This is a genomic window from Micromonospora sp. LZ37, from assembly GCF_059359015.1.
On record NZ_JCADBL010000010.1, the window covers coordinates 207,661 to 219,330 of the forward strand.

Genomic DNA, 11,670 nt, shown 5'->3' on the forward strand with positions numbered 1-11,670 from the left:
CGTTGGCGCGGGTGACGAAGAACCGGCCCAGGTCCTCCGGGCGGGTCGCCGGCTCGTGCATTTCACCTCCTCCAGCCGCCCCTGACGCTGCCGTGGGGGTACGAGATCTGCCGGGAACCGGCACGCTGGTAGCGTTGACCATGCCGGTACCACCCACGTGGGAGAGACCGCCCAGCAGCACCCGGGCGGCGCCGAAGGGGCAGATTCTCCCCGGAACCTCTCAGGCAAAAGGACCACGTGGGCAGGCACTGTGGAGCGCCGCGCGCGCGACTCAGGGGGAGGCCGACCCGTCGACCTCGCCCCTGCAGGAGCGCCCCCCATGACCGTAGAGCAGTTCGCCGACCGGCACATCGGCCCCGACCCGGACGATGAGCGCCGCATGTTGGAGGCCGTCGGCCACGGCTCGATCGACGAGCTGATGGACGCGGCGATCCCCGAGGTGATCCGCTGGCACGGCACCCTCGACCTGCCGGAGCCGGCCAGCGAGCACGACGCGCTGGCCGAGCTGCGCGCCCTGGCCGCCCGCAACACCGTCGCCGTGTCGATGATCGGGTTGGGCTACCACGGCACGCACACCCCGGCGGTGATCCGCCGCAACGTGCTGGAGAACCCGGCCTGGTACACCGCGTACACGCCGTACCAGCCGGAGATCAGCCAGGGCCGGCTGGAGGCGCTGCTGAACTTCCAGACCATGGTCACCGACCTGACCGGGCTGGCCACCGCGAACGCCTCGATGCTCGACGAGGGCACCGCCGCGGCCGAGGCGATGACCCTCGCCCGCCGCGCGTCCAAGGTCAAGAGCCCGGTGTACGTCGTCGACGCCGACGCCCTGCCGCAGACCATCGCGGTGATCACCAGCCGGGCGGAGCCGCTCGGCATCGACGTGCGGGTGCTCGACGTGGCGCACGACGAGCTGCCGGCGGAGTTCTTCGGCCTGCACCTGCAGTACCCGGGGGCGTCGGGTGCGGTGCGGGACCACGCCGGGCTGGTCGAGGCCGCGCACGCGGTGGGGGCGCTGGTGACCGTGGCGGCGGACCTGCTGGCGTTGACGCTGCTGCGCCCGCCGGGGGAGATCGGCGCCGACATCGCCGCCGGCACCACCCAGCGTTTCGGCGTGCCGATGGGCTTCGGTGGGCCGCACGCCGGCTACCTGGCGGTGCGGGCCGGCCTGGAGCGGATGCTGCCCGGCCGGCTGGTCGGGGTGTCCCGCGACGCCGACGGCAACCCCGCCTACCGGCTGGCGTTGCAGACCCGTGAGCAGCACATCCGGCGGGAGAAGGCGACCAGCAACATCTGCACCGCGCAGGTGCTGCTGGCGGTGATGGCCGGCATGTACGCCGTCTACCACGGCCCGGACGGGCTGCGGGAGATCGCCCGGCGTACTCATGGCATGGCGGCGCGGGTCGCGGCCGGGCTGCGCGCCGGCGGCGTCGAGGTCGCCGACGTCGCGTTCTTCGACACCGTCACCGCGACCGTGCCGGGTCGGGCGGCCGAGGTGGTCGCGGCCGCCGCGGACCGGGGGGTGAACCTGCGGCTGGTCGACGCCGACCGGGTCGGCATCTCCTGCGACGAGACCACCACCGGGGCGCACCTGGAGTCGGTGTGGGCGGCGTTCGGCGTGCCCGCCCTGGACGGCGACGGCGACGCGGCCCTGCCGGCGGAGCTGGCCCGCACGAGTGACTTCCTCACCCACCCGGTGTTCCGCACGCACCACTCGGAGACGGCGATGCTGCGCTACCTGCGGCGGCTGTCGGACTTCGACTACGCCCTGGACCGGGGCATGATCCCGCTCGGGTCGTGCACCATGAAGCTGAACGCGACCACCGAGATGGAGCCGGTCAGCTGGCCGGAGTTCGCGCACATCCACCCCTTCGCCCCGGAGGCGCAGACCGCCGGCTACCGGGAGATGATCTCCCAGCTGGAGGGGTGGCTGGCGGAGGTGACCGGCTACGACGCGGTGAGCGTGCAGCCCAACGCCGGCTCCCAGGGTGAACTGGCCGGCCTGCTGGCGATCCGCTCCTACCACGCGTCCCGGGGCGACGGGCACCGCGACGTCTGCCTGATCCCGTCCTCGGCGCACGGCACCAACGCGGCGTCGGCGGTGATGGCCGGCATGCGGGTGGTCGTGGTGGGCTGCGACGCCGACGGCAACGTCGACCTGGTCGACCTCGACGCCAAGATCGACAAGCATCGGGGCGCCCTGGCCGCGATCATGGTGACCTACCCGTCCACGCACGGGGTGTACGAGACGGGCATCGCGTCGCTGTGCGCGAAGGTCCACGACGCCGGCGGCCAGGTGTACGTCGACGGGGCGAACCTCAACGCCCTGGTCGGTTTCGCCAAGCCGGGCAAGTTCGGGGCGGACGTGTCGCACCTGAACCTGCACAAGACGTTCTGCATCCCGCACGGCGGCGGTGGCCCCGGGGTGGGCCCGGTGGCGGTGCGGGCGCACCTGGCGCCGTTCCTGCCCGGCGACCCGTCCGCCGCGCACGTCGACGGCCGGCCGGCGATCTCCGCGGCCCGGTACGGCTCGGCGGGGATCCTGCCGATCCCGTGGGCGTACCTGCGGATGATGGGCGCGGCGGGGCTGGCCCGGGCGACCGGGGTGGCGGTGCTGGCCGCGAACTACGTCGCGGCGCGGCTGCGCAACCACTACCCGGTGCTGTACTCCGGCAACAAGGGCCTGGTCGCGCACGAGTGCATCCTGGACCTGCGGCCGTTGACCAAGGCGACCGGGGTGACCGTGGACGACGTGGCGAAGCGGTTGATCGACTACGGCTTCCACGCGCCGACGATGTCGTTCCCGGTGGCGGGGACGCTGATGGTGGAGCCGACCGAGAGCGAGGACCTCGCCGAGCTGGACCGGTTCTGCGAGGCGATGATCGCCATCCGCGCGGAGATCGACGAGGTGGCGTCGGGACGGTGGCCGGCCGGGGACAACCCGCTGGCCAACGCCCCGCACACGGCGGCGATGGTGGCCGGCGACGAGTGGCCGCACCCGTACCCGCGGTCGGTGGGGGCGTACCCGGGCGGGACGGAACGGGCGGGCAAGTACTGGCCGCCGGTGCGGCGCATCGACGGCGCGTACGGCGACCGGAACCTGGTCTGCTCGTGCCCGTCGCCGGAGGCGTTCGAGGACTGAGGCGGTGACGCGGTGCCGGGGCGGCGGTTCGTCGCCGCCCCGGGCCGGCGGGATCCTGGGGAGGGCGGTCCCGGTCCGGGGGACTAGCCTGGTCCGCGGTGACCAGCCGTTGTTACGGAGCGTGTTCGTTCAGGCGACGAGGGCGTGCCGGGCGGGGCCGCGGTGCGGGGCGATGGTGCTGCCGTCGGGGAGCAGCTCACCGGTGTCCTCGAAGACGATGACACCGTTGCAGAGCAGGCTCCAGCCCTGTTCAGGAAAGCAGGCGAGGACGCGGGCGGCTTCCCGGTCGGTCGCCTCGGCGGAGGGGCAGGTGGGTAGGTGCTGGCACATCGGGTTCTCCGGACTGTGGGGGCACTGTGTCATGGTTCACATGACCAGTGACGCACAGTACCAAGCGATACCGCGCCGCATCGAGCAGGCATCCGTCATGTTTCCCGGAAATCCGCTGAACGGATGAGTCAGATTGGACCGGACGGCGTGGAAACGCTCCCACACCCGCTGATCGACGTACCGGCGGTGCCGGCGTCCTGCCGCAGCGTGCTCGTCGAACGCGCCCGCTACGAGTGGCGGCCCACCGACGGCGGTGACCCCGCCGCGCTGGCCGAGCAGTTCCTCACCGCGCACGGACTCCCCGTCACCGACCTGACCCGGCCCGCCGCGCACGACCCCACCGGCGTCTGCGGAGCCGCCCTCTACGTCTCCGCCGCCGCCGGCGCCCTGATGGCGGGCGGGCCTACCGGCGCGCCGAACCCCGCGCCGGCGCTGCCGGAGCTGGCCGTGGTCGTCTACGGCCACGCCCCCCGGGTTCCCGAGCCACACCTGACCCCCGCGACGCGGGGCCGGTGGTGGCTGGGGGACTGGCAGGACAGTTGGACGCCCCGGCAACACGCCGCCGCGGTGCGCGCCGTGCGCGCCGCCATCGGCCGCGGCGACGTCTACCAGGTCAACGTCGTCGGCCACGCCGCCGCCCGCTACACCGGCGACCCCGGACCGGCCCTCGCCCGACTCGCCGGGCTGCCCGGCGCCCGCTACGGCGGCACCCTGCGCGGCGACGGCTGGATGATCGGCTGCGCCTCACCGGAGACGCTCGTCGAGGTGACCGACGGCCGGGTGCTCACCCGGCCGATCAAGGGCACCCGGCCGGCGACCGCCGCCGGCCGCCGCGACCTGCTCGCCTCCGCCAAGGAACGCGCCGAACACATCATGATCGTCGACCTGGAGCGCAACGACCTGGCCCGGGTGGCCCGCACCGGCTCGGTACGGGTCGACGAGCTGTTCGCCGTGCGCCGCTGGTGCGACCTGTGGCAGGCCGAGTCGACCGTCTCCGCGGCGCTGGCCGACGGGCTGGGCCTGGCCGCGCTGCTGCGCGCGGTCTGCCCCGGCGGATCGGTCACCGGGGCGCCGAAACACGCCGCGCTGCACCAGGTCGCCGCCCTCGAACCGGTCGGCCGGGGCGCCGGCATGGGCGCCCTCGGCTGGGTCGGGCCGGGCCGGCTCGACCTGGGACTGACCATCCGCACCGCCGCGGCCGACGCCGACCGGCTGCACCTGTGGGCCGGGGGCGGCATCACCTGGGACAGCGACCCGGCCGCGGAGGTCGCCGAGGCCGCCGCGAAGGCCGCCCCGGTGCGGGCCCTGCTCGCCGCCGACTGACCCGCCCCCCGCCGGATCCGGCGGGCGCCAGGAGCGGCGCCGGCAGCGCACCCCGCCGACCCCCCTGCCAGCCGATCGCTGGCCTTCCCCGACAAGGCCTACGTCAGCCGGGCGTTCCGGGCGGCGTGTGGGCGGTCGCCCCGGGCGTACCGGGACGGCGCGGCGCAGCGCTGACCGACAGCAGCTGCGCCGCCCGGGCCGCCGCCGCGGCCACCAGCGCGCGGAGCGCGTCCGGGTCGACGCCGGGACCCGCCGGCAGCGACGGCGGCGCCTCCGGTGCCGACGGCTCCCCGAGCGGCGCCGGCAGCGGCGGCACGACCCGGGCGTACGCCTCGCCGGCCGGCTCCCCGTCGGCCGGCGCTGCGGCACCGTCGCGACGCTCGAGCGCACCGGCGGTGGCGTGCCGCCCGGCCGCGCCGGTCAGCGCGCCGGGGTCCCGGCCGCGGATCAGCAGCAGCAGGAGCGGTTCGGCGTCCAGCAGCCAGGACACCTGGTGGCACAGCGCGGCGGCGTGCGCGCACGGGTGCTCCCAGTCGGGGCAGTCGCACTCCGGCAGCAGCTCCGCGGGCTCGGGCAGCAGCGCCACCCCGGCGGCGGCGCCGAGGTCGGCCGGCAGCTCTCCGGCCAGCAGCGCGGCGCGCCACCCGGACCGGTCGGCCAGCTCGGCGGTGAGCCGCTCCCAGTCGCCGTGGCGCAGCGGGTCCACCCGCACCACCGTGCGGTGCGCCAACTCGGGGTCGCCGTCGTGCACGGCGGCGGCGACCCGGCCCGCGCTGACCGTGATCGGGCCGACGTGCCCCCGGGCGGCGTAGCGGCGACCCCGGCGCAGCGGCCGCAGGTCCAGCGCGGACCGCGTCAGCGCGTCGGCCCAGCCGACGCCCCAGCGGCCGCGGGGTCGACGCGCCGGTCCGGGTGCGAAGGCGGGAAAGCCACGCGCGGTCATCCGAGGCTCCTCAGTCGTACCAGGTCGGCCAGGTCGTCGTCGTCGAGCGCCGCGAGGGCGCCGGGCCCGGCGTCGAGGACCGCCGCGGCGAGTTCCCGCTTGCCGGCCAGCAGCGCCGCGACGCGGTCCTCGACGGTGCCCTCGGCGATCAGCCGGTGCACCTGCACCGGCCGGGTCTGCCCGATCCGGTGGGCCCGGTCGGTGGCCTGGTCCTCCACGGCCGGGTTCCACCAGCGGTCGTAGTGCACCACGTGGTCGGCGCGGGTCAGGTTGAGCCCGGTGCCGGCCGCCCGCAGCGACAGCAGGAACACCGGCGCCTGCCCGTCGGTGAACCGGCGCACGAGCTCCTCCCGCCGGGCCACCGGCAGGCCACCGTGCAGCAGCAGCGCGTCGACGCCGCGTTCGCGCAGGTGCCGGTGCAGCAGCCGGGCCATCGCCACGTACTGGGTGAAGACCAGCACCGACCCGCCGGCGGGCAGGGTGGCGTCGAGCAGCTCGTCGAGCAGGTCCAGCTTGCCGGAGCGGCCGGCCAGCCGGGAGGTGGTCTCCCGCAGGTAGTGCGCCGGATGGTTGCAGATCTGCTTGAGCGCGGTGAGCAGCTTGACGACCAGGCCGCGGCGGGCCAGCCCGTCGGCGGCGGCGATCGCGTCGAGCAGCTCCGCCACCACCGCCTCGTAGAGGGCGGCCTGTTCGGCGGTCAACCCGACCGGCTGGTCGGTCTCGGTCTTGGCGGGCAGCTCCGGGGCGATGCCCGGGTCGCTCTTGCGCCGGCGCAGCAGGAACGGCCGGACCAGGCGGGCCAGCTCCCCGGTGGCCGGATCGCCGGGATCCACCCGCGCCCAGCGGGCCCGGAACGGCGCCAGGGGGCCGAGCAGGCCCGGGGTGGTCCAGTCGAGGATCGCCCACAGGTCGGTGAGGTCGTTCTCCACCGGGGTGCCGGTCAGGGCGACCCGGGCGGCTGCCGGGATCGCGCGCAACGCCCGCGCGGTGTCGGCGGCGGGGTTCTTGACGTGCTGGGCCTCGTCGGCGACGAGCAGCGGCCAGCGCCGCCGGCCGAGCCGCTCGACGTCGCGGCGCAGGGTGGCGTAGGTGGTGAGGACGAACCCGTCGGTGACCGTGTCGAGGGTGCGGCCCGGGCCGTGGTGGCGGCGCACCGGGGTGCCGGGGGCGAAGCGGGTGATCTCCCGTTCCCAGTTGCCCAGCAGCGAGGCCGGGCAGACCACCAGGGTGGGCCCGGCGGTGCCCGGGGTGGCCTGCCGGTGCAGGTGCAGGGCGATCAGGGTGACCGTCTTGCCCAGTCCCATGTCGTCGGCGAGGCAGCCGCCGAGGCCCAGCGCGGTGCGGGCGGCCAGCCAGCGCAGCCCGTACCGCTGGTAGTCGCGCAGGCCGGCGGCCAGGCCGGCCGGCACGTCCACCGGCGGTGGATCGCCGGTGAGCTGCCGGCGTACCTCCGCCAGGGTGCCCTCGGCGTGGGCCGGGACCTCCACGCCGTCGACGGTGGCCGCGCCGGTGAGCACGGCCCGCAGCGCCGCCACCGGCGGCAGCGACGCCGACGCGGGCCGCCGCGCGCGGCGGGCCAGGTCCGGGTCGATGAGCACCCAGTGTTCGCGCAGCCGCACCACCGGCCGGCGGGCCTCGGCCAGCAGGCGCAGCTCGGCGTCGGTGAGCGGCTCGCCGCGCAGCGACAGCCGCCAGTCCAGGGCCAGCTCGTCCAGGTCGCTGAAGAGACCGGACGGGGTCGACGCCCGGGGCGCGCGCAGCCGGAGGCCGGCGGTGAGCTCCCGGCTGACCCCGGCCGGCCAGTGCACCGGCACCCCGGCGTCGGCGAGCCGCCCGGCGCCGCCGGCGAGCAGGTCGGCCAGTTCGTCGTCGTCGAGGACCAGCGCGTCGGGCACCGCCCGGTCCAGCAGCCCGGCCAGCGGCGTCCACCGGTCGGCGGCCTCCCGCAGGGCGAGCAGCGCGGCGTCGCGGGCGGCGGCCGGGAAACCCGGCGCCGCGCCGCGCCACAGGGCGGCGGCGTCGGTCAGCAGCGTCGGGTCGGCGCGCCGGTGCACCTGGACCACGGCCCGCCACGGGCCGTCGGGGTCGGTGAGCGGTTCCAGGCGCAGCGACAGCCGCACGGCCGCCTCCGCCTCGGCGGCCACCCGCTCGGCCCAGTCACGCAGCCGCGGCACCCGGGCGCCGGTCGTGCCCGCCCACGGGGTGTCCCCGGCGTCGCCACGCGGCAGGGTGTCGGCGACCGCGTCGAGGAAGTCGCGCAGCAGCCGCTGCGCATCGGGCAGCCACCCCGGTGCACGGCCCGGCGGCGGCAGGGCGCGGGCGTGCGGCGGCATGGCGGCGGCCAGCTCCCGCAGCCGGGCCGCGGCGGCCTCGCCGAGCGGACCGACCCGCCAGGCGTCGTGGCCGGCGGCGGTGACGGTGGGCAGCAGCAGCCCCCGGGCGCACAGGTGCAGGGCGGTGCGGGCGGCGGCGGCCCAGAACGCCGCCGCCGGGTGCGTCGGGCCGTCGAGGGCCAGCAGCAGCGCCACGGCGTCGGCGACGCCGACGCGGCGGACCGGCACGGGCCGGGGCGCGCCGGCCGGCGGGGTGGCCAGGGTGACCTGCCCAGACACGCCGATGTCGGGCAGGTCGCCGTGGTCGTCCCAGATCAGCAGCGCGCCGGCGCGGGGCGGGTCGGCCGGCGCGTACGTCATCGGGTACCGGCCGACCGGGCGGGCGGTGACCGGCGCGACGTCGACGCTCACCGGTCGAGCCGCTGCCAGCGGCGCACGGCCAGCGGGCCGAGCACGGCGACGATCAGCAGCGGCCAGGCCACCGCCAAAGCGACGGCGTGTTCGGCGGGGAACGACCCGCCGCCCCAGCCGGGGTTGCCGAACAGTTCCCGGCAGGCCGCCGCGGTGGCCGACAGCGGGTTCCAGGCGGCGACCGCCCCCAGCCAACCGGGCATCGTGTCGGGGGCGACGAAGGCGTTGGAGGCGAAGCTGAGCGGCCAGACGAGGATCTGCAGCGCCGCGATCGACTCGGGAGAGCGCAGCAGCAGGGCCAGGTACACCCCGGCGACGATCATCGCGGTGCGCAGCAGCACCAGCAGCCCTACCGCGGCCAGTGCCCGTGCGGCGCCGAGGTGCCACTGCCAGCCGGCCAGGGCGCCGCAGCCGAGCATGACGGCCAGCGCCAGCAGCGAGTGCAGCAGGTCGGCCACGGCCCGGCCGGCCACCACCGCGCTGCGGGCCATCGGCAGGGTCCGGAGCCGGTCGGTGACCCCGCGGTCCGCGTCGGTGGCCACCGCCGTGTACGTGGCCTCCACGCCGAACAGCATCGTCATGGTGAACAGGCCGGGCAGCAGGAATTCCCGGTAGTTCCCGCCGCCGGGTACCGCCATCGCCCCGCCGAGCAGGTAGCCGAACATCAGCACCAGCAGGACGGGGAAGAGCAGCGTGACGAGGACCGGGCCGGGTTGGCGGGCCCAGTGCGCCAGGGCCCGTCCGGTGAGGGTGGCGGTGTCGGTCAGGGCCCAGCGGGCCCGGGTCAGCGGCATGGTTGGCGCGGTCATGCGGGCACCTGCTCCCGGTCGGCGGTGAGGTGCAGGAAAACCTCGTCGAGGGTGGGGCGGCGCACGGCGACGTCGGCGGCGGCCAGGCCGGCGTCGTCCAGCGCGCGCAGGACCGTGGTGAGGGTGGCGACCCGGTCGGTGACGGCGACGCTGACCCGGGTGCGGTCGGCATCGACGCGGGCCGGGCCGCCGGTGGCCGCGCCGATCAGCTCGGCGGCGCGGGTGAGGTCGCCGGGGTGGCGGGGCACCACGTCGACCCGGTCGCCGCCGAGGGCGGACTTGAGCTCCTCGGGGCTGCCCGCGGCGACGATCCGGCCGTGGTCGACGACCCGGACGCTGTCGGCGAGCTGGTCGGCCTCCTCCAGGTACTGGGTGGTGAGCAGCACGGTGGTGCCGTCGGCGACGAGCGCGCGCACGGCGTCCCACACCTCGGCGCGGGCGCGCGGGTCCAGGCCGGTGGTGGGCTCGTCGAGGAAGAGCACCGGCGGGTCGACGATCAGCGCGGCGGCCAGGTCGAGCCGGCGGCGCATCCCCCCGGAGTACGTCCGCACGGGCCGGGTGGCCGCCTCGGTCAGCCCGAAGCGCACCAGCAGCGCGTCGGCGCGGGCCCGGGCGCGGGCGGGGGAGAGGTGGTGCAGCCGGCCGAAGAGGATCAGGTTCTGCCGGCCGCCGAGCACCTCGTCGACGGCAGTCCGCTGGCCGACCAGGCCGATGTCGGCGCGTACCCGCTCGGGGTGGCGGCGCACGTCGTGCCCGGCCACCCGGGCGGTCCCGGCGTCGGCGCGCAGCAGGGTGGTCAGGATCCGCACCAGGGTGGTCTTGCCGGCGCCGTTGGGCCCGAGCACCGCGCAGACGCCGCCGGCGGCAACGGCCAGGTCGACCCCGGCGAGGGCCTCGGTGTCGCCGTAGCGCTTGCGCAGTCCCTCGACGTCGATGACCGGTGCGTTCACGCGTCCGTCCCCTCTCCCGATGTTGCCGTGCGGCGTACCGTACACCATACGGTACGAGGGACGGTAGGGTGGCGGTCGTGAGCGTCGAGTACAGCGGCACCGGTGACCCCGCGCGCAGCCTCGCGCTGCTCTGGCGTACCCGGGAGAAGACCAGCCGCAAGGGCGGCGACCTGAGCGTCGACCGGATCGTGCGCGCCGCCATCGAGCTCGCCGACGCCGAAGGGCTCGGCGCGCTGTCCATGCGCCGGGTCGCCGAACGGCTCGGCGTCGGCACCATGTCCCTCTACACCCACGTCCCGGGCAAGGGCGAACTGCTCGACGTCATGCTCGACACCGTCCACGGCGAGACCGCCCGCCCCGACGACGTGCCCGGCGGCTGGCGCGGACGCCTGGAGCAGATCGCCCGCGAGAACTGGGCGCTCTACCTGCGCCACCCGTGGCTGCTCCAGGTCGCCACCACCCGCCCGCCGCTGGGCCCCCACGTCATCGCCCGCTACGACTACGAGCTGCGCGCCGTCGAGGGCATCGGCCTGACCGACCTCGAGATGGACGCCGTGGTCACCCTGGTCGACTCCTACGTCCACGGGGCGGTCCGCGGCGCGGTGGAGGCCGCCCAGGCCGCCCAGCGCACCGGGATGACCGAGGAGCAGTGGTGGCGCGCCCACGCCCCCTACCTGGAGAAGGCGATGGACCCCCGACGCTTCCCCACCGCCGCCCGGGTGGGCAGCGCCGCCGGCCAGGAGTACCAGGCCGCCTCCGACCCGGCGCGGGCCTTCGAGTTCGGTCTGGCCCGGCTCCTCGACGGGGTCGCCGCCCTGGTCGCCGGCCGCGCCGCCGAGTGACCGGCGGGCCGGCCCCACGCCGGCGGTAACGCGCCGATAGCCTTTCGGGCATGACCGTACGCCCGATCAGGATCATCGGTGATCCCGTGCTGCGCACCGCCTGCGAACCGGTGACCAGCTTCGACGCCGAACTGCAGCAACTCGTCGACGACCTGATGGACACCCTGCTGGGCGCGCCCGGCCGGGCCGGGGTGGCCGCCCCGCAGATCGGGGTGAGCGCCCAGGTGTTCGTCTACGACGCCGACGGCCACCGCGGCCACCTGATCAACCCCACCATCGAGCTGTCCGAGGAGAGCCAGGACGACGACGAGGGCTGCCTGTCCATCCCCGGGCTGTACTTCCCGACCCGCCGGGCGATGCACGCCACCGTGCACGGCCTCGACCGGCACGGCGAACCGTTGACCATCTCCGGCAGCGGATTCCTGGCCCGGGCGTTGCAGCACGAGACCGACCACCTGGCCGGCCGCCTCTACGTCGACACCCTCGCCGGGGACGTCCGGCGCCGGGCGCTGCGGGAGATCCGCGCCGGCCGGTTCGACTCGCCCAGCCGACCCCGCTGACGACGTGGGGGCGGCCGACGGCCGCCC

The 11,670-nt window shown here is 76.1% G+C and carries 9 protein-coding genes and 1 riboswitch; of the genes, 4 read left to right on the forward strand and 5 right to left on the reverse strand.

Features of this window, described 5'->3' with window-relative positions; genetic code table 11:
• Positions 1 to 148 precede the first annotated feature (148 nt).
• Positions 149 to 246: riboswitch (glycine riboswitch) on the forward strand.
• 73 nt (positions 247 to 319) lie between these two features.
• On the forward strand, positions 320 to 3,142 hold the full coding sequence (gene gcvP / locus AC5L3Z_RS21220) for an aminomethyl-transferring glycine dehydrogenase (protein ID WP_494844463.1): 2,823 nt from the start codon (positions 320 to 322) through the stop codon (positions 3,140 to 3,142).
• Positions 3,143 to 3,271: 129 nt separating this feature from the next.
• Here the strand turns inward: gcvP and AC5L3Z_RS21225 are convergent, their stop codons facing one another.
• Positions 3,272 to 3,472 carry a DUF5999 family protein gene (locus tag AC5L3Z_RS21225; protein WP_091306916.1) on the reverse strand — a complete coding sequence of 67 codons (201 nt, stop codon included), beginning with the start codon at positions 3,470 to 3,472 and terminating at the stop codon, positions 3,272 to 3,274.
• A 123-nt stretch (positions 3,473 to 3,595) separates the two neighbouring features.
• Here AC5L3Z_RS21225 and AC5L3Z_RS21230 point away from each other — a divergent pair, with 123 nt between their 5' ends.
• Entirely contained in the window at positions 3,596 to 4,795 is a 1,200-nt protein-coding gene (locus AC5L3Z_RS21230; protein WP_494844465.1) for a chorismate-binding protein, read from the forward strand.
• A gap of 103 nt (positions 4,796 to 4,898) precedes the next feature.
• Here AC5L3Z_RS21230 and AC5L3Z_RS21235 read toward each other — a convergent pair whose 3' ends face one another.
• From AC5L3Z_RS21235 to AC5L3Z_RS21250, 4 genes are read right to left on the reverse strand one after another with little or no spacing between them, the layout of a single operon-like run.
• A complete protein-coding gene (locus AC5L3Z_RS21235) occupies positions 4,899 to 5,738 on the reverse strand; it encodes an SWIM zinc finger family protein (protein WP_494844467.1) in 840 nt (279 codons plus the stop codon).
• The gene (locus AC5L3Z_RS21240; protein ID WP_494844468.1) at positions 5,735 to 8,482 is read right to left on the reverse strand and encodes an SCO1167/SCO6262 family helicase; all 2,748 of its coding nucleotides are present in this window, start codon (positions 8,480 to 8,482) and stop codon (positions 5,735 to 5,737) included. The genes AC5L3Z_RS21235 and AC5L3Z_RS21240 overlap by 4 nt, the downstream gene beginning before the upstream one ends.
• Positions 8,479 to 9,291, reverse strand: coding sequence for an ABC transporter permease (locus AC5L3Z_RS21245; protein WP_494844470.1), 813 nt, complete (start codon positions 9,289 to 9,291; stop codon positions 8,479 to 8,481). The genes AC5L3Z_RS21240 and AC5L3Z_RS21245 overlap by 4 nt, the downstream gene beginning before the upstream one ends.
• Positions 9,288 to 10,241, reverse strand: coding sequence for an ATP-binding cassette domain-containing protein (locus tag AC5L3Z_RS21250; protein ID WP_494844472.1), 954 nt, complete (start codon positions 10,239 to 10,241; stop codon positions 9,288 to 9,290). The genes AC5L3Z_RS21245 and AC5L3Z_RS21250 overlap by 4 nt, the downstream gene beginning before the upstream one ends.
• Positions 10,242 to 10,318: 77 nt before the next feature.
• Here AC5L3Z_RS21250 and AC5L3Z_RS21255 point away from each other — a divergent pair, with 77 nt between their 5' ends.
• Both AC5L3Z_RS21255 and def read left to right on the forward strand, forming a co-directional pair.
• Positions 10,319 to 11,083 (forward strand): TetR/AcrR family transcriptional regulator, encoded by a 765-nt coding sequence (locus AC5L3Z_RS21255; protein WP_494844474.1) that lies wholly within the window; start codon positions 10,319 to 10,321, stop codon positions 11,081 to 11,083.
• Positions 11,084 to 11,133: 50 nt separating this feature from the next.
• Positions 11,134 to 11,643: a peptide deformylase gene (gene def / locus AC5L3Z_RS21260; protein WP_494844476.1), complete on the forward strand. Its 510-nt coding sequence runs from the start codon at positions 11,134 to 11,136 to the stop codon at positions 11,641 to 11,643.
• The last annotated feature ends 27 nt before the right edge of the window (positions 11,644 to 11,670 follow it).

What these genes read in the sequence shown, in the direction of transcription:
- AC5L3Z_RS21230 (WP_494844465.1), top strand. Translation starts at nt 3,596, where the DNA reads ATGAGTCAGATTGGACCGGACGGCGTGGAAACGCTCCCACACCCGCTG.
- def (WP_494844476.1), top strand. Translation starts at nt 11,134, where the DNA reads ATGACCGTACGCCCGATCAGGATCATCGGTGATCCCGTGCTGCGCACC.
- AC5L3Z_RS21245 (WP_494844470.1), bottom strand. Translation starts at nt 9,291, where the DNA reads ATGACCGCGCCAACCATGCCGCTGACCCGGGCCCGCTGGGCCCTGACC.
- gcvP (WP_494844463.1), top strand. Translation starts at nt 320, where the DNA reads ATGACCGTAGAGCAGTTCGCCGACCGGCACATCGGCCCCGACCCGGAC.
- AC5L3Z_RS21235 (WP_494844467.1), bottom strand. Translation starts at nt 5,738, where the DNA reads ATGACCGCGCGTGGCTTTCCCGCCTTCGCACCCGGACCGGCGCGTCGA.
- AC5L3Z_RS21225 (WP_091306916.1), bottom strand. Translation starts at nt 3,472, where the DNA reads ATGTGCCAGCACCTACCCACCTGCCCCTCCGCCGAGGCGACCGACCGG.